The organism is Vreelandella sp. ssv (assembly GCF_059448525.1).
Genome location: NZ_CM182545.1, coordinates 2,089,980 through 2,106,262, shown reverse-complemented (window position 1 = coordinate 2,106,262; position 16,283 = coordinate 2,089,980). Strand labels below are relative to the sequence as shown.

Below are 16,283 nucleotides of genomic sequence, written 5' to 3'. Positions count from 1 at the left end.
GGCAGGGTGCAGGTAGGGCGATTATTCGCTGGGAAATAAGCTTGTCAGCTTAGTGGCCAGCATGACATTGCCGGTCGCTTTAAGCTTGCCGGTCATGAACGCCGTCATGCCATTGATATCGCCGCTCATAATCCCTTTAAGGGTATCTGTCGTCAGACTTAAGCTGACGGAAGGATCATCGTGCTCACCTTCTTGTACATCCAACGTGCCATCTTTGATGTTCAAGTAGTAGCTGCCCGCATCCGAGAAATGGAATTGGAAAACTTCATTCATGCCCTCGGCCGCTTCGGGGTTGAAACGCGCTTTCAGCTTCTCAAGGGTATTGTTGGACATAATATATCTCTCAATTAGGTAAATCAGACTAAGGCTAGCGATAATAGCCTCAAGAAACAATCGTAGTGGCAGGTGAGGTTATTTCATACATGCGTTTCAATCAAGCGCCGTGGTAGCTCCCCGCAACATTTTGGCAAAGTGTTCGTCATAAAAGAATCAATTTTGTTAATGGAGATCGTCAATGAATGATTGGATAGCAGAAATAGGCATGTTTGTTGTGCAAACCACTATCGTTATGACGCTAATAGGCATTGGATTGCTGCTCATAGCGCGAACGAAACAAGACAAAGGGAGCGACTTGAAGCTTTGTATTGAGCCGCTCAATGACCAGCGCCGTCGCCGTGGCCGCCGTTTGCGGCTAGCCGCTACGCTGCCAAGTGCTCGCAAAAAACTACTGAAAGCATTCCGTAGCGAGGATAAAAAACGTCAAAAGGTACCCAAGGGGCATCAAGAAACGGCCCAACCACCGCGAGTATGGGTGCTTGATTTTCATGGTGACCTGAAAGCATCGCAAACCGAGCACTTCGCGCAAGAGGTGTCAGCGATTATTGATGTTGCTACCCAAAACGACGAGGTAGTGGTACGGCTAGAGTCCGCAGGTGGTCTGGTGCATGCTTATGGGTTGGCTGCCGCTGAGTTAGACCGCCTACGCACGGCAGGATTAACCACAACAGTCTGTATTGATAAAGTAGCGGCGAGTGGTGGCTACCTGATGGCCTGTTCCGCGCAGCACATCAAGGCTGCGCCTTTTGCGGTCATTGGTTCTATTGGCGTGGTGGCGCAAGTGCCTAATATCCATCGTTTGCTTAAACGCCACGATATTGACGTTGAGCTACTGACCGCCGGTAAATACAAGCGCACCTTGACAGTGTTGGGTGAAAACACTGAAGAAGGGAAAGCAAAGTTTCTAGAAGACTTAGAGAACACCCATCACCTATTTAAAAGCTATGTGGCTGAGCGCCGTCCCGCCATGGATATGGATACGATTTCCACCGGGGAAATTTGGTACGGCAGTGAAGCCTTGCCCCAACGGCTTATTGACAGTGTGGGTACCAGCGAAGCCTATCTGGTTGAACGTATGGCAGAGGCTCACGTATTCACTGTCAAGCTTGAGGCACCCAAAACCGTCAGTCGAAAGCTTGGTTTGGCAGTGTCGGCAGGTGTCGAAAAAGCTGCACTTAAGGCGCTTGGTCTAATCGACGCCGCTGGGTGGCAGCGGCGCTGAGTTTTACGCTGGGTCTCTAAAGGGCCGTTTATGCGGCGTAATGATGTGCCAAGGTATCGATCACTGCCTTGGCACTTTCACTGCTCAGAGAATAATAGATCGTTTGTGACTCTCGTCGGGTATCGACAAGCCCGTCACGTCTCAATATGGCAAGGTGCTGGGAAAGAGCTGACTGACTTAACGCAAGTTGTTGATTAATTTGCGTCACCGACAGCTCTTTTTCGGCAAGCAGACAGAGTATTTGCAGTCGTTTTTCATTGGCCAGCGCTTTTAGCAGGTTGGTTCCCGCCTCAATAGCGCGACAGTTATGTTCAAGCAGGCGTGTAGCGGCGCTTGTAGAAGCAGACATAATGATCTCCTTGCCTACACTGTTACATCAGCGTTTTATAAGCATTGTTTTAGAGGCGTTTACGTTGTCGAGGCATCGTCGCGTCGCGAGGACCAAGTTGTTTAATGATCAGTAATTTAGCGAGTTTTGTCCAAGCTGCTGTTTAACGATTAATCAATGGTAGGCAATAGTTTGCTCGCTTGTCGACAATGGGGCTGGTTTCACTACTGTTTAGGCGGGTCTTCCGCCCCTAGCATGAGGATGAATTGACTATTTACTCCCTGCAGTGTCAACAATCCTTCTATCACTCCATGACAATAAAGATAGCGACATATGAGCCGCTTCCTACTGTGGAGGTGGCTACCCACTCAGCGGTGCCTGAGTGGGCGGGTTCGTGAACCCATTGATCCGATTGCTAGCTTCAAGTAGGTGTTAGTAGACGGCCGCTTTCCAGCCACCGACAGTTAGGGCAGCTTTCATTACCCGACTTTTAATACCTCGCAGAAGCCGTATAATGTTCTGCCCTGAATAGTGCTCGTCTTATCAACGTTGATTTACTAGCTGCACTTACTCCCCGAGGGTTCCCTAACCCCTCTTATCTATCAAAAAAAGGTCTATCTGCATGTTTGTATTGAGTGATACTCAGCACCACCGTTGCCTAATGGTCATGGTGGCTTTTCATATTGGCATTATTGCCGCCAGTAACTATTTAGTTCAGCTGCCGTTTACGCTGTTTGGTTTTCATACCACTTGGGGCGCGTTTAGCTTTCCGTTCATCTTTCTAGCCACTGATCTAACGGTACGTTTGTTTGGTAAAGGGCCGGCTCGATCGATTATTCTGCGCGTTATGATGCCCGCGCTGCTGGTTTCCTACGTGGTATCAGTCGTGTTTCCCCGCGGTAGCTTTGCTGGGGTTGGGGCGTTAACTGAATGGAACCTTTTTGTTGCCCGAATCGCGCTCGCAAGCTTTCTGGCTTATGTGATTGGCCAATTGCTGGATGTTCAGGTGTTTGACCGTTTACGCCAATGGGCATGGTGGGTGGCTCCCGTTTGCTCGACGGTGCTGGGTAATCTAGCCGACACTTTTGCATTCTTCTCGGCGGCGTTCTATAACAGCCCAGACCCGTTTATGGCCGCCAATTGGATAGAAATTGCAGCCGTCGACTATGCGATTAAGTTAGCCATCAGCCTGCTGTTTTTCCTGCCGCTGTATGGCTTGTTACTTGCCTGGCTAACGCGCCGCTTGGTTGTCTGGACAGGTCAAGTGGATGCCACTCCACGCACTGCTTAACCGCGTTAATACCACCGTAACCGCTAAGGTTTAGGAGCAAGCATGACTAACGTTGCCAACGTTGATCTCCATTTTATCGATCTGCCCGCTGAAGAAGCCGCAGCGGATACCACACCGCTAGTGGTGATCCACGGCTTGCTAGGTAGTGCCGATAATTGGCGTTCACATTTAAAAGTGTGGCAGCGCACTCGCCGTGTGATTGCATTAGACCTGCGCAACCATGGCCGCTCGCCCCATGTGGAGGGAATGCGTTACACCACTATGGTCGGTGACGTTATCGCGCTACTCGATAAGCTCTCGATCGAGCGCGCTCATGTGCTGGGCCACTCCATGGGGGGCAAAGTTGCGATCAGTTTGGCCCGTTTGGCGCCTGAGCGGGTGGCGTCGTTGGTGGTGGCCGATATTGCTCCAGTGGCTTATGAGCACGGTCATGACGATGTCTTTGCCGCGTTAGACAATGTGCGGGAAGGGCAGCCCAAAAATCGCCGCGAAGCCGATGAGTTACTTGGAGAGCATGTCGATTCCAGGCCCACGCGGCTGTTTTTGGCTACCAACCTTGTGCGCAATGACGATAATGTGATGGTGCTAAGAGTAGGATTAGATGAGATTAAGCGAGGTTATAGCAATATCATCGACGTGCCGGATGGCAAGCAGCCTTACGAAGGGCCTTCGCTGGTGCTGCGCGGCGGTGATTCTCATTACGTAGCCGACGACATGTTACCTACGCTCCGTGAAGTGCTGCCCCGCGCCCGAGTGGTAACGCTTAAAAATGCCGGTCACTGGCTACATGCCGATCAACCAGAAGCTTTCCAGCAAGCGGTCATGGCGTTCATAGATGGGCAGTAAAGCTTTACTTTCAGAGCGGTGTCACTGTTAGACCATGCTGTGACGGGTAACGTAAAAAACGGTTCAGTATGCGATAGCTATCCACGTCAAAGCTTGCAGGTGTATCTGCAAGCTTTTGTGCTTTTTCAAGACTTGATGCACTGCCTAGATAGCACCATTGACGAACCACATGCCATGCAGGTGCTTTAGCGCTCGCTGAATGCTCCTCAATAGCAATGCTGCCCGGCCATGGCCAAACATTCACCTGTAACTGCGTAAGCGCCGCCTGAGCCCGCTGGGTATGCTCTGTTAGCGACTCCTGGCCATTACATGCCCCGCGGCACTTGCCTATCTGATTGGCAAAACAGCGCCCCTTACCTTTTTCAAGCCCCAACACCCGCGGGCAGAGCTGCTGCTCCTCGGCAATACTTCGAAGCGCATTCTTGGCCTCGCGGGCATTACGAAATAATCCATACAGTGTGCCGCCTAGAGGTTGGTCCAAGGCGTTGCCGTCGAGAAGTTCAGGGCGACAGGCTTGCTCCTCCCAGTGCCAAGTAGTCAACTTACGCTGTTTGCGTAGCTGCCGGTTCATGATCGGCATCAGCGTTTTAACCAGCTGTGCTTCGCGTAATTGGGCGCCTAAATCACCCGCGGTCTCTTCCCAATCAATATGTTGAACTTGCTGGGCTAGGCGCATCTCTTTGTCATCTTGGTGGTCGCGCTGAAAATGGCCTAATACACGGCTCCGCAAGTTAATGCTTTTACCGACATACAAAGGCAACTGGTTGTGGCCGTAAAACAGATAAACGCCAGGGCTGTTAGGTAACCCTTCGAGTTGAGCGCTATCAAGATGGGCGGGCAGCGTCCGATGGCGGCGCTCATCACCCAATAGGCTCTGCCACACTTCATAGCTATGCTCAATTTGCCACGCTTGCCATAGGGCCCAGAGTGCTTCCACATCGTCGCCAGCACGGTGGCGGCGGACAGCTGTGATGCCGTAGTGGCTAAGCAGGGCGTTGAGGTTGTGCTGACGCTTCTGAGGGGCAATACGGCGAGATAAACGCAGTGTGCATATCAAGGACGCTCTGTAATCCTGCCCGGCGCGCCTAAACTCGTTGCGTAAGAAACCATAGTCAAAGCGTGCATTGTGCGCCACGAGCTGGCCGTCACCCAGCCACTCACGAAGTGACTCAGCTATCTGCCCAAAGCGGGGGGCGTCGCTGAGCATGTCGTCATGAATCCCTGTGAGCTGAGTAATTTGAGCGGGTACTTTGCACTCTGGGTAAATTAAGCTCGACCAGCGGTCACTTACTTTGCCGTTGATGACTTTAAGAGCGGCTATTTCAGTAATTCGATCACGCGTTGCGCGAGTGCCCGTGGTCTCAACATCGACAAAAATTAAAGTTGTTTCGCTCATGCGGCGCCATGCTGGAAATTGAAGAGCAATAAGGGTTGAAGGGCTATAAGGCGTGAGGATCTACCGCTAAACGCGATACGGGTAATTGAGCGCTAGTAACCCCCGTTTGCTGTAAAAATGTTTCAAATGCTGCGTAACGGTGGCTGTCCAAGGCCGATGGGTTTAGCGCCATCCGGCGCAGAATATCTTCCCACGCAGCGGCATTTATGTCGTTATCGACCACAGGGTAAGCGCTAATCATCAGTTCCCAGGCAGCGTCGGGATTATCGATGATCCAGTGACTTGCCTGTTCAAGGGCAAGCACAAAGCGAGACCAGGTATCGGCACGGCGAACAAGGGTGTCGCTATTGGCCAATACCACCAAGCCGTCAATACGAGGTATATCTAATTCATCGAAACGAATGATGTGGGTGTTAATACCTTCTGTCGCCAACTGCTGAGGAAGGTAGTGGTAAAAGCCATCGGCCACGGCATCGATTTGACCTTCTCTCATGGCTCGAATCGGGTCGAAGTGTAAGTTGAGTGGGGGGGTAAAATCATCGGTTTGCTGCACAGAGCGAGGCAGTAAGCGAGGAATACTGAGGTCGCGGCCTTCATCAGTGGTATAACCGTAATGTAGCCCTGCCAGAGTGTTTTCTGTTTCAGGTTGCTCATCACCCATCACCACCACTGCCGTTAATGAGGTTTCGATCAAGGTTGCAATTCGAGTGATCGGTGCGCCTCTGTGGGCATGTAGGTGAAGCAATGGCTGGCGGGTTAATGCCAAATCGACTTCGCCTGCGGTTAGCAGCTTGATCGCAATAGAAGGATCGGCGGGGGTCTGTAGCTCTACTTCAAGACCCTGGGCCGCATATAGGCCACGTTCCTGAGCAATTACTAAGGCTGCGTGCTGGGGGCTCAAATACCAGTCCAGCATCAGCGTCACGCGTTTAACCGGCGGTGGTTCAAGAGGCGGTGCCGGCGTGAGTGCCATGGTGGGGACTTCGTCTTCGCTGACGCTTTCCGCAGGACGCCATAATGCATCAGGCACCTCAACATCGGTATCAAGCGTTAGTGGGGCTGCTTCTTGGGTGCTTTCTGTACTCTCTTCATTTGCGTAACTGGCTGAACTTAAAAACAATAAGGTAATGAATAGACTTAGCCGGACAGGGTGCCAATAGCGTGATAGGCAACGCAACATAGTCAGTAACTCCAAATGTTGTAACGGCAAAGTGTAGCCGCCCAGGAAAGCTTCTGACTAGCCCTTTAGCCACAAGAGCGCACGGAGAAGGCACAGTAAATTCAACGGTTACATGTAATAATAGCGATGTATTGGTGTAGAGACGGAGAGTCATGGACGCAATTTATATGTTCTTTTTGGTAGGCGGTTCGCTGATGGCACTCAGCATTTTGGCCAGCCGTTTATCGTCAATGATGGGTGTTCCGCTGCTGTTGATCTTCCTTGGGCTAGGCATGCTAGCAGGTGAAGAGGGCGTTTTAGGCGTTGTGTTTGATGACTACTCCATGGCTTTTGCAATCGGCCATCTCGCGCTCGCCATGATATTGCTAGACGGTGGTTTACGCACCCGCCTTAAAACCTTCCGGGTTGGTTTTAAGCCCGCGCTCTCCCTAGCGACCTTCGGGGTCTTTATCACCAGCGCTATCGTTGGTGTGATCGCCATGTGGATTTTTGACCTCACTATTGTGCAGGGCCTGCTAGTCGGTGCCATTGTGGGCTCTACCGATGCCGCGGCGGTTTTCTCTATGCTTAGCGGACGGGGCGTTAATCTCAACGAGCGGGTGGGCGCCACGCTTGAAATAGAATCAGGCACCAACGACCCGATGGCCATTTTCCTAACCTTGATGCTCGTCGAACTATTGGTCGGTGATATTGGTGGCCCTGCAGAAACACTGCTGTTTTTCATTTCTCAGTTTGGTATTGGTTTAATTGTTGGCCTTGGTGGCGGCTGGCTAAGTGCAAAACTGCTGCGTTGGCTGGATTTGGCGCCGGGCCTTTATGCGATGCTGGCATTAGCAATGGGTTTCAGCGTGTTCGGCTTGACCAGCGTACTAGGGGGTAGCGGCTTCTTGGCGATCTACCTTGCCGGTTTGATGATTGGCAACCAACCAGGACGCCATCTAAATTTTATTCTCCCTGTTCACGATGGCTTGGCGTGGCTCAGCCAAATCGGACTCTTCTTGGTGCTAGGTCTACTCGTCACGCCTAGCGAGCTTTGGGACGTCGCACTGCCCGCTGGGTTAGTGGCGCTGGCGCTTATTTTTATCGCCCGCCCCCTGGCTGTGCTGATAACCATCAAGCCGTTTTTCAAATTTCGTTGGCGGGAAACCTTCTTTATTGCCTGGGTTGGTTTAAGAGGGGCGGTACCGATCGTATTGGCTATCTTCCCGGTGATTGGTGGCGTCGAAAACGCCTCGCTCTACTTCAACGTCGCCTTCGCGGTGGTATTAATGTCGCTGCTGATTCAAGGCGGCTCGCTAACGCTCATGGCGAAGTGGTTAAGGGTAGAAGTGCCGGTTGGCACCGTACCCAACCGACGCGGCCCGTTGGGGATTCTGCCAGAAAACGACTTTGAGCTGTTCGTATACGGAGTAGAGAACCAGGATTTAGAAGACGTGCCCATTCGGCTACTGCGTTTTCCATCAGGGGCGCTTATTTCCGCGTTGTTCCGTAATCACACCATGCTGCACCCCAAGGGCAGCACGAGGCTCAAGCTTGGAGACGTTATCTGCGTTATTGGCCGTTCAGAAGACCTGTACTCCCTGAACCGGCTATTCAATGGTGACGCCAAGCTTAAGCAGGAACGAGCTTTCTTCGGTACCTTTACCTTGGACGGCAGCGCGCAAATGCAGGATATCGCCCAAGCCTATGGTCTCACGTTAAGCCCAGGTGAGCAGAACATGACACTGGCTGAATTCATTGCTCTGCGCGTAGGTGGTCATCCTGTCATCGGTGATGACGTCGACTGGCATGGTATTCATTGGGTGGTCAGTGATATGGAAGGCGGAAATATTACCCGCGTCGGGTTACGTTTGTACTAAAAGGTGTTGACTTAAAAAGAAAAGCTGCTAGTATATGCACCCGTAAGCCGGAGGGATGGCAGAGCGGTTGAATGCACCGGTCTTGAAAACCGGCGTAGGTGAATAACCTACCCAGGGTTCGAATCCCTGTCCCTCCGCCACCTCGACTTTAAAACCCCTGATTCGTCAGGGGTTTTTTCGTTTCTAAGCTCGGCGTGTCCTGCCAAGCAAGCCTTCAATTAACTGCACTGGTTTTTCACTGTGTCCATAATGTGTCTGGCGCTGTTTCGCAACATCTGCCGGTGTGCTGCCTGTTGTGCGATTCCCTAGCCGGTTAACTGCATCTCTTGCACGGTGCGACGCCAGGTGAGCGTACTTCTCTGTCATCTTCACAGTGGAGTGCCCAAGCACCTCTTTTACATCCAGTAGCGGCACGCCTTCGCTGACCATCCAGCTCATCGAAGATGCTGGCTCCGATGCGGAGCGCCAGCGCGGCGGTATGTTCAGCTTTTAGGGGTTGCGCTGTAGATCTGGCTGCGGAAAGAGTTCGGGAGGCACACGCAGGTCATTCGGGATAGAAATGAAGGTACCAATCCACGAAGGCTTGAATGCCTGCTTTAACCGGAGTCGAGGGTCTATAACCTACCGCCTGGTGCAGCGCCGAACTGTCGGCGAAGGTATCTGAGACATCGCCGGGTTGAAGCGGTAGAAGCTCTCTAATCGCCAACTTGCCGAGTATCTCCTCAATGGCGGTGATACATTCGCCAAGGCTGGTCGGGGTCTGATTACCGATGTTGAAGATTCGATAGGGTGCATTGCTACTCGCAGGTGATGGGGCGTCGCTGTTCCAGGCAGCATCTGGTGTGGCGATCTGGTCACTAGATCGAAGCACTCCTTCGACGACATCATCGATGTAGGTGAAATCGCGGCTATGGTGACCATGGTTATATACCTGGATTGGCTGCCCAGCCAGGATGTTGCGAGTGAACTTGAATAGTGCCATGTCAGGTCGACCCCAGGGCCCGTAGACGGAGAAGAAACGCAGGCCTGTGGTCGGAATCTGGTAAAGATGACTGTAGCTGTGGGCCATCAACTCGTTTGCACGCTTGGTGGCGGCGTAGAGCTGCAGCGGATGACTGACGTCATGATCCTCAATGCAGGGCATATGTGTGTTAGCCCCATATACACTGCTGGTGCTGGCATAGGTGAGGTGAGCGACCTTCTGGCGTCGACAAGCCTCAAGGAGCACGCAGAAAGCGGTAATATTGCTCTCGATGTAAGCCAACGGTGCCTCTATAGAGTGTCGAACTCCGGGCTGGGCGGCTAGATGGATGACCCGGTCGAAGACATGTTCAGTGAAACAGTGATCTACCGCCTCGATATTCGCCAGGCTATCGCGCACAAAATAATAGCTCCCGGTGCTTTCAGCGGCGACGGTTTCCAGCGCCGCGAGTCGGGCCTCCTTGAGATTTGGATCGTAGTAGTCATTGACGCTGTCGAAGCCTACTACGCTATCGCCACGTTTAAGAAGAGCCCGCGCCACATGGAAGCCGATAAAGCCTGCATTACCTGTAACCAGCACCTTCATTAGCGTTCCTCTTCGAGCACTTCGGACGCATCATCTTGTTCATTGGGAATGTTTTGGTATAGCCCTGCCATGACGGAGCCGTCAAGCGTGGTCGGTGCCACAAAGAGCGGCGCAGCGGTGACATCCCCTTCGCAGGCGGTGAAGGCGCTGCCTGGGATAAGCCACCAGTAATGGCTGTTCTGGTGACCAAGGTAGAGTGCCTTGCTGAGATCGGCACAGGCGAGGCTTGACTCCTTGCGCTGATCGACCAGCATCCAGCGCTGGTTTGGTGCCTCCTGCAGCCAAGCGAAGGCGCGTAGCAGCTCCGCCTCTCCCTTCGTGTGATAGCCAAAGTGCACGATGGGCTGACGGGCCTGGAGCACGAACTCTTCACCGAAGTCGGGTAGGGCCAGCCAGGCGTTTGGTCCGGTCAGCGATACCACCTCCTGCATCATCCTTTGCGGCGAACGGGTTGAGTTAAGCTGCTGATAGCCCAAGGTCGACCATAGTACCCAAAACACCGCCAGCCAGACGGTCAGCCCTAGCATGCCGCGGCGTGGCCGCAGCCAAAAGAGCAGCCCTGCCGCCGTGACGCCCAGCAGGATCCACCAACCCCATGGCGTGACGTTGTATTTGGCGGCGAGCTCGGTCAGCTCTGACAGTCCGAAGGCACCCAGTAGCCCAGCGGCGAGAAAGGTGCCGCCGAGTAGGGCCAGTAAGCCGGTGGCAAGCCAATGCAGGCCCTGCTTGCACAAAAGGCCCGGCAGCAGTGGTGCCATGGCCAGCACCAGTAGCGGAGAGGTTGGCAGCATATAGACACCGCGCTTACCCGGCGACAGCGAGAAGAACAGCACTACCAGCAGCGTGCCGCTGAGTGGCAGCATTACTCGGGCATCAACGCGGCAGGCGCGATGCCACCAGGACGGTACTAGCCAGGGCAGCCCCAATATCAGCGGCAGCCAGACCCAGGGCAGTACCGAGACAATGTAGTAATGCCAGGGTTTGACATGATGCCAGGCGCTAGCTAAGCGCTTGCCGGTTTGCTTGAATAGAATGTTATCGCGATACGCGGTTAGCCCCGGTTCATCACTGAAGGTGGTGATCAGCGCCATCGGAATCGCCCATAGGCCCGCGACCCCAATAATCAGTGCTAGGCCAAACCCAAGTTCCTTCAGGCGCAGCGGCGTGGCCTGGTCGCGCCAGGCCAGCAGTGCCCATGCAGGCAGCATCAGCAGTGGCAAGAAGCCGACACCCTTGGTGATGATGCCAAGTCCCATTGAGGCACAGCCCAGATACCACCACCCCCTCGCTGGGCCGAGCAGCGCATGTCGCATTAGCCCGTAGGCACCCAGAGTGATCCACAGCGTGACCAGCATGTCTATCTGGGCAGTGCGAGCCTGCAGCTCGAACTGGAAGCACGAGAGCAGAGCTAGACCAGCGAGCAGCGCCACCCGGCGACCGTGCAACCGACTTGTTAGGTCCATCACCAGTGCCAGTGTACCCAGGGCACCCACCAGAGAGGGCAGCAGGAAGCCCAGCCGCACCGAGCCAGTCAGTTGGATCGCGGCGGCCATAGCCCATATGAAAACCGGTGGCTTGTCGGGGTAGGGTTCACCGGCACGATGCGGGATCCACCACTCTCCCGTCTTGAGCATTTCCAAGGCGTTGAGGGCGAAGCGCGGTTCGTCGGCGGGCCAGGGGTCACGCAGGCCGATCCCGACGCTGAGAAAAAGCGCAGCGAACGGCAATAGCCATATCCAGTGCATCGAGGGCAGGTGGTGCAGGTAGGCAGGGCGTGACAGGTGCGCAATATGGCGCGGATGCAAGGAGGTCATGACTTGGCCAGTTGCTCGCGAATCTCGCGGCGGATTAGTATCAGGTTGCGAGCGTAGATAAATAGCCCGGCCCCTTGACCGACGATGAACACTGGGTCGTTCCTGTAGATCGCATAGGCCAGCAGGGTCGTCCCCCCAGCCAAACTGAAGAACCAAAAGGTTCGCGGTATTATACTGCGTCGAGCCCGCTCGCTGGCCAGCCACTGGATCAGGAAACGAGCAGAGAACAGCGCCTGTCCCAGGAAGCCGACTCCCAGCCATAACCACTCAGTGTTCATGTCTCGTACCAAGTTGCGTCGGGTCGGCGAGTCTCGCCGACCGATGGGCTTCCAGAGGGGCTGGCATCCGTGATCGGCGGCGCAGCCACATCACTCCCGCCATGTCGATCAGGCCGGCCCAGAGCCGATCATTGAGGCCATAGTGTGAGCGGCCAGCACCTCGCGGGCGGTGGTTGACCGGCAGCGAGATGCAGCGACCACCCTGAGATTGGATCAGCGCTGGCAGGAAGCGGTGCATGTGATCGAAGTAAGGGAGGCGCAGAAAGGCGTCGCGATGGATGACCTTTATCCCACAACCGGTGTCCGGCGTGGCATCCTTGAGAAGACGGGCGCATACGCCATTGGCAATTCGTGACGAGACGCGCTTGAGCCAGTTGTCGTGGCGCTGAGTGCGATGGCCGGCAACCAAGCTAACATCGCCCTGACAGGCCCGTTCGATCATGGTTGGCAGATCCGCGGGGTCATTTTGACCATCGCCGTCCAGGGTGGCCAGCCATTCGCCGCGGGCCTCGTGTCCGGCCTGCCACACCGAGGTGCTCTGCCCGACGCTCTCAGCGTGGCGCAGGGGGCGGAGTCGTGAATCCGCTGCGGCCCGTGCTTCAAGCTGCGCCCAGGTCTCATCCTGGGAGGCGTCGTCTATGATGAGCACCTCATGATCGATGGTAGCCAGTGCATCGGCAATTTCGTCCAGTAGGCCAGGGAGATTGCCCGCTTCGTCCCGGGCGGGAATGATCACGGATACTAATGGGGGGCATAAAGTCACAGCGGGCATTCCTCCTTGAAGAGATGCTTGACGAGGCGGCGTTCTGGCACTCCATTATTACTATAGACTTATGCGGTAAAATTGCGGCTTTTGTCTGGTAAACGGGTAGATTTCGGCGTTTCCCAGCCCAATAGCAGTTGACTGTCCCACTCGCTCAATGAATGTCCTAATCGCTGTAATATGACTCGCCGGTCAAGGCTTTCTGCCAACTGGTCTCGTGCGGTAACGTTGGCGATACCTCCGTCTGTTAAAGCGTGTTTTATACATATTGAGAACTCCATCGACACAGATTGACTGTAACTACAGTCATTGTAAATAATGGCAAGCCAATAATAAGTACTGAGTTTAATCTATACTGATTATTAATCTTCTGCTCCTATCGTATAAACATGATATTTGTCATGTAGTATCAATTTTTCTCGCTCTAGAGTGGCGCCTTTAACACTACGTCAATTCAAATGATAATGAGCGAAACTTATCTATGAATAATCTATTTACACTTAGTTGTTTGCCACAAGAGCAATTAAATTTAGCTAGCTCACACGAAAACAATGAGCTCCAGCGCTACCGTTGTCTAGAACTCAGCTTCCTTGCCATTCACCCGCCGGTTAGCCGTCTTATGAAGGCGATCGGTATGGAGTGTTTAAACCGTCTTTGCAACTTGCACGATGTAGCAAAGCGCATGGACCTCGTGGCATGCGTTGATGAGATTCTATTGAAGAAACTTCCCTCGTATTACAACAAAAACAAGCAACATTACTATGTGATAGACGAGACAATGGGACGCAAGGTACTTAAACAGGCTGAAGAAGCAGCGATTGAGACGTACACGTTCTTTGGATGGATGCTTGAAACGAACGCCACACCTGAGCTACATCAACTTTTATTTAATTTCGTAATGCAGAAAAAAATGAGTACCAAGTACTTCAAGAGTGTAGAGAACATTTGGAAATAAGTTTTTCTGAATCTTTCATGCGCGAAAATATTTGAGAGATAAGATTAAGCCCATGGTTACGTCCGTACCAAGAAAATCATTGCTAACATTGACGTTTTATAGGCTCATTTATCCGCCAGTAGCGGCCTTTAAGGATGTTAACATGTATACCATAGCCATTCTGCGAACCATTGTTGTTCACTATTTTCAGGGAAAATTTTATTTTTAAGCCATCCTACTTATTCCATTGCATGTGAGTTTAATCATTTCGAATTGGTTTCAGTTGGGTCGCTAAAGCATTAAAAAACTTATATTGCGTTGCACAAAAAAATTGTTATATCTTAAAGCAGCAAAGGAAAAACCTGACCAAGAAGCGCCTAATCAAGGCGCGTTTATATGCTAGATTACATTTTGAGGTATTATAATGAATACAGTGACTGATAAAGCCCCACAACAGATTGAACCCGATTTTGTATCACCGATGCGTTCTTTCTCACTGACTGCGCTTGATTACTATGAACAGTTTCTGAGCATACGAATGGATATAGCCCGCGCCTATTCCGATATGGCCATTGCTCAAGCACGTAGTTGGCTTGATGTAAAAGACTCGGAAAGCTTCAAAAAAGCTGTGGAAACTCAGCAAAAAACCGTCGGTGATTTTATGGAACGTGTGAAAGAAGACACGAAAAAAGTGACCTCTATCAATAAAAGCTTTGCTCAAGATAGCCAAAAAAAAGCTGAAGAAGCCAGCAATAAAGCGGTAGAAACGGCTAAGAAATAAGTTTGCTGGCGGAATTGCAAAACGCCGCGTCCTGATGGGCGTGGCGTATTTTTTAACAAAATTAATTTTTAATAAAGCAAAGCTGCCAAATGCGATATTTTCGTTCGAGCCGTAGTCAGGTTCACTCTTCATTGCTAGTCTGGATTTTACACAGTACCTCATCGACCCATACAAGCAGCTATTAATGCCGCCAAAAGACTTTTTACCAATGCTCAGTCGACTACTATTTAGCTAGCTTCTGCGGCCCATACACACTATCACCTTACCCATTGGATCGTACTAGGGGAGCTCGATCAGCCCGAAACCAACCGCCTGACGAGCCAGAATAACTCTATCTTGTAGGAGAAGTTGTCACTTATCGGCACTGGGACTCGGAGGGCGCCACGGATATTGACAGCCGACTTTGATGAACTTGATTCGCAGATTTCCCGGCACTGATTAACCAACTAAGTTCATTACTGAATCCGTATGATTAATTCCTTATTCGCTGCCAGTTTAAGCGGCGCTTACTTCGCATTAGTGGTTGCGCGCCTAGCGATGAATTGACTCTTCGCATTGCTCAGGAACGCACCCAGCGATGGGTGGAAACATTGCCTTGCAGAAACGTTTGAATTTGAGCTACAAAGCGTCAGAGAGTGGAAAATGCCCATGGCCAGCAATTCCATAATCTAGTGTTATCCACTGAAACCGTAGGTGGGATCGCTGAATAAGCTGGACGGATAGCTAATTTCTGTTTACTTAACAGCAGTCTTGCAACATGACTCGACAGTGACCTGATCCTGCCGGACCACCCCAAGCTGAATAAAAGGTGCAACGCATGACTCAAGTAACGCTCAACGCCGACGACAGTAGGTTGTTTGTCCAGGGCGTCGACACCGCCATTGCCGTATATCATGAAGCGGCCACTCGAATGAATGGGAGTCTTCCCCCCTTGGGGATGGATGATCAGCCGCCTACCGACATTGATTATACACAGGATCCTATGGTGGTTACTGGACTGCTGACCACACTGCGAAGCCTAAAGGATTTACGCGATGCTATTCGCCAGCCCATAGGCCAACAATCGGCCATCACGGTGGAAGTTGATATTGATGAGTGTGGGCGTGACCTCATCACTATTCTGGTGCCAAGCCCTATCGCCACCGACGAGGCCGATAAACTGCTGATGCAAGCGATCTACTATGCCAACGCCAAAACCCAGAACCATGAGGTGTTGCGCCTTATAGAGCAAATGCAATAAACACCCTGCTTGCTAATCAGTACCAAGGGAGCGCGTGAGGGCTCCCAGATTGATGGGTTCACCCGTGCCAGCGTCACGGATCCGCACAATAAAAGAATCGTCTTCGAGGTCGCCATGCCGGGCCACTTGGCTTGGCTCACTCCGGTGAAGCCAACGGCGTTAAGGGCGGCCATCACTTGAGTCATTCTGCAGACTGTCTCTTCATGGAATGCTTCAATGCGTTCGGTAATGCTGCGAATCATGATGTTGGCGCGCTCGGCACGTTAGAAAGTATGCTCTCCGCAAAAGTCCATCCATTTTGTGGTATTAGATTTCAATGAAATAAGGTTGATCCATAGGTCGATGCTTAAGTGCTTCTGCCAGCACCGTAGGCTTTCGATACGAAAAAGCCCCTAAATTCGTTAGGGCCTTTTTCGTTGTGTGGTTTTTTCACTGATCATCGGAAAAA

At 52.3% G+C, this 16,283-nt stretch carries 15 protein-coding genes and 1 tRNA gene; 8 read left to right on the top strand and 8 right to left on the bottom strand.

All coding sequences use genetic code 11. The features are described 5' to 3' along the window. Positions 1 to 21: 21 nt before the first annotated feature. Positions 22 to 333: an SCP2 sterol-binding domain-containing protein gene (locus tag AC5TBW_RS09690; RefSeq protein ID WP_495511854.1), complete on the bottom strand. Its 312-nt coding sequence runs from the start codon at positions 331 to 333 to the stop codon at positions 22 to 24. A 181-nt stretch (positions 334 to 514) separates the two neighbouring features. On the opposite strand from AC5TBW_RS09690, the gene sohB reads away from it, so the two are divergent. Next, positions 515 to 1,558 (top strand): protease SohB, encoded by a 1,044-nt coding sequence (gene sohB / locus AC5TBW_RS09685; protein WP_495511853.1) that lies wholly within the window; start codon positions 515 to 517, stop codon positions 1,556 to 1,558. 28 nt (positions 1,559 to 1,586) lie between these two features. On the opposite strand, the gene AC5TBW_RS09680 is transcribed toward sohB, so the two are convergent. Next, the gene (locus AC5TBW_RS09680) at positions 1,587 to 1,907 is read right to left on the bottom strand and encodes an ArsR/SmtB family transcription factor (protein ID WP_495511852.1); all 321 of its coding nucleotides are present in this window, start codon (positions 1,905 to 1,907) and stop codon (positions 1,587 to 1,589) included. 601 nt (positions 1,908 to 2,508) lie between these two features. Here AC5TBW_RS09680 and AC5TBW_RS09675 point away from each other — a divergent pair. Then, a complete protein-coding gene (locus AC5TBW_RS09675) occupies positions 2,509 to 3,177 on the top strand; it encodes a 7-cyano-7-deazaguanine/7-aminomethyl-7-deazaguanine transporter (protein ID WP_495511851.1) in 669 nt (222 codons plus the stop codon). 42 nt (positions 3,178 to 3,219) lie between these two features. Beyond that, complete coding sequence (locus AC5TBW_RS09670; RefSeq protein WP_495511850.1) at positions 3,220 to 4,023, top strand: alpha/beta fold hydrolase; 804 nt, start codon at positions 3,220 to 3,222, stop codon at positions 4,021 to 4,023. Positions 4,024 to 4,033: 10 nt separating this feature from the next. On the opposite strand, the gene AC5TBW_RS09665 is transcribed toward AC5TBW_RS09670, so the two are convergent. Both AC5TBW_RS09665 and AC5TBW_RS09660 read right to left on the bottom strand, forming a co-directional pair. Continuing rightward, positions 4,034 to 5,419 (bottom strand): 3'-5' exonuclease family protein, encoded by a 1,386-nt coding sequence (locus AC5TBW_RS09665; protein WP_495511849.1) that lies wholly within the window; start codon positions 5,417 to 5,419, stop codon positions 4,034 to 4,036. A gap of 43 nt (positions 5,420 to 5,462) precedes the next feature. Then, positions 5,463 to 6,599, bottom strand: a complete 1,137-nt coding sequence (locus AC5TBW_RS09660) for an ABC transporter substrate-binding protein (protein WP_495511848.1) — start codon at positions 6,597 to 6,599, stop codon at positions 5,463 to 5,465. 152 nt (positions 6,600 to 6,751) lie between these two features. On the opposite strand from AC5TBW_RS09660, the gene AC5TBW_RS09655 reads away from it, so the two are divergent. Together AC5TBW_RS09655 and AC5TBW_RS09650 are read left to right on the top strand one after the other, a co-directional pair. Further along, a complete protein-coding gene (locus AC5TBW_RS09655) occupies positions 6,752 to 8,458 on the top strand; it encodes a potassium/proton antiporter (RefSeq protein ID WP_495511847.1) in 1,707 nt (568 codons plus the stop codon). Between the two features lie 49 nt (positions 8,459 to 8,507). After that, positions 8,508 to 8,598 (top strand) — tRNA-Ser (locus AC5TBW_RS09650). A gap of 404 nt (positions 8,599 to 9,002) precedes the next feature. Here the strand turns inward: AC5TBW_RS09650 and AC5TBW_RS09645 are convergent. From AC5TBW_RS09645 to AC5TBW_RS09630, 4 genes are read right to left on the bottom strand one after another with little or no spacing between them, the layout of a single operon-like run. Continuing rightward, positions 9,003 to 10,025, bottom strand: coding sequence for an NAD-dependent epimerase (locus AC5TBW_RS09645; RefSeq protein WP_495511846.1), 1,023 nt, complete (start codon positions 10,023 to 10,025; stop codon positions 9,003 to 9,005). Beyond that, positions 10,025 to 11,839: an ArnT family glycosyltransferase gene (locus tag AC5TBW_RS09640; protein ID WP_495511845.1), complete on the bottom strand. Its 1,815-nt coding sequence runs from the start codon at positions 11,837 to 11,839 to the stop codon at positions 10,025 to 10,027. Before AC5TBW_RS09640 ends, AC5TBW_RS09645 begins: the two co-directional genes overlap by 1 nt. Beyond that, positions 11,836 to 12,117 carry a lipid-A-disaccharide synthase N-terminal domain-containing protein gene (locus AC5TBW_RS09635; protein WP_495511844.1) on the bottom strand — a complete coding sequence of 94 codons (282 nt, stop codon included), beginning with the start codon at positions 12,115 to 12,117 and terminating at the stop codon, positions 11,836 to 11,838. The genes AC5TBW_RS09640 and AC5TBW_RS09635 overlap by 4 nt, the downstream gene beginning before the upstream one ends. Further along, positions 12,107 to 12,880, bottom strand: a complete 774-nt coding sequence (locus AC5TBW_RS09630; protein ID WP_495511843.1) for a glycosyltransferase family 2 protein — start codon at positions 12,878 to 12,880, stop codon at positions 12,107 to 12,109. Before AC5TBW_RS09630 ends, AC5TBW_RS09635 begins: the two co-directional genes overlap by 11 nt. Before the next feature lie 481 nt (positions 12,881 to 13,361). Here AC5TBW_RS09630 and AC5TBW_RS09625 point away from each other — a divergent pair, with 481 nt between their 5' ends. The 3 genes from AC5TBW_RS09625 (at position 13,362) to AC5TBW_RS09615 (ending at position 15,835) form a co-directional block, all read left to right on the top strand. Further along, positions 13,362 to 13,835 carry a hypothetical protein gene (locus tag AC5TBW_RS09625; RefSeq protein ID WP_495511842.1) on the top strand — a complete coding sequence of 158 codons (474 nt, stop codon included), beginning with the start codon at positions 13,362 to 13,364 and terminating at the stop codon, positions 13,833 to 13,835. A 403-nt stretch (positions 13,836 to 14,238) separates the two neighbouring features. Continuing rightward, positions 14,239 to 14,595: a phasin family protein gene (locus AC5TBW_RS09620; RefSeq protein ID WP_495511841.1), complete on the top strand. Its 357-nt coding sequence runs from the start codon at positions 14,239 to 14,241 to the stop codon at positions 14,593 to 14,595. A gap of 817 nt (positions 14,596 to 15,412) precedes the next feature. Beyond that, positions 15,413 to 15,835, top strand: coding sequence for a hypothetical protein (locus tag AC5TBW_RS09615; protein WP_495511840.1), 423 nt, complete (start codon positions 15,413 to 15,415; stop codon positions 15,833 to 15,835). The last annotated feature ends 448 nt before the right edge of the window (positions 15,836 to 16,283 follow it).

What these genes read in the sequence shown, in the direction of transcription:
- AC5TBW_RS09690 (WP_495511854.1), bottom strand. Translation starts at nt 333, where the DNA reads ATGTCCAACAATACCCTTGAGAAGCTGAAAGCGCGTTTCAACCCCGAA.
- sohB (WP_495511853.1), top strand. Translation starts at nt 515, where the DNA reads ATGAATGATTGGATAGCAGAAATAGGCATGTTTGTTGTGCAAACCACT.
- AC5TBW_RS09680 (WP_495511852.1), bottom strand. Translation starts at nt 1,907, where the DNA reads ATGTCTGCTTCTACAAGCGCCGCTACACGCCTGCTTGAACATAACTGT.
- AC5TBW_RS09675 (WP_495511851.1), top strand. Translation starts at nt 2,509, where the DNA reads ATGTTTGTATTGAGTGATACTCAGCACCACCGTTGCCTAATGGTCATG.
- AC5TBW_RS09670 (WP_495511850.1), top strand. Translation starts at nt 3,220, where the DNA reads ATGACTAACGTTGCCAACGTTGATCTCCATTTTATCGATCTGCCCGCT.
- AC5TBW_RS09665 (WP_495511849.1), bottom strand. Translation starts at nt 5,419, where the DNA reads ATGAGCGAAACAACTTTAATTTTTGTCGATGTTGAGACCACGGGCACT.
- AC5TBW_RS09660 (WP_495511848.1), bottom strand. Translation starts at nt 6,599, where the DNA reads ATGTTGCGTTGCCTATCACGCTATTGGCACCCTGTCCGGCTAAGTCTA.
- AC5TBW_RS09655 (WP_495511847.1), top strand. Translation starts at nt 6,752, where the DNA reads ATGGACGCAATTTATATGTTCTTTTTGGTAGGCGGTTCGCTGATGGCA.
- AC5TBW_RS09645 (WP_495511846.1), bottom strand. Translation starts at nt 10,025, where the DNA reads ATGAAGGTGCTGGTTACAGGTAATGCAGGCTTTATCGGCTTCCATGTG.
- AC5TBW_RS09640 (WP_495511845.1), bottom strand. Translation starts at nt 11,839, where the DNA reads ATGACCTCCTTGCATCCGCGCCATATTGCGCACCTGTCACGCCCTGCC.
- AC5TBW_RS09635 (WP_495511844.1), bottom strand. Translation starts at nt 12,117, where the DNA reads ATGAACACTGAGTGGTTATGGCTGGGAGTCGGCTTCCTGGGACAGGCG.
- AC5TBW_RS09625 (WP_495511842.1), top strand. Translation starts at nt 13,362, where the DNA reads ATGAATAATCTATTTACACTTAGTTGTTTGCCACAAGAGCAATTAAAT.
- AC5TBW_RS09620 (WP_495511841.1), top strand. Translation starts at nt 14,239, where the DNA reads ATGAATACAGTGACTGATAAAGCCCCACAACAGATTGAACCCGATTTT.
- AC5TBW_RS09615 (WP_495511840.1), top strand. Translation starts at nt 15,413, where the DNA reads ATGACTCAAGTAACGCTCAACGCCGACGACAGTAGGTTGTTTGTCCAG.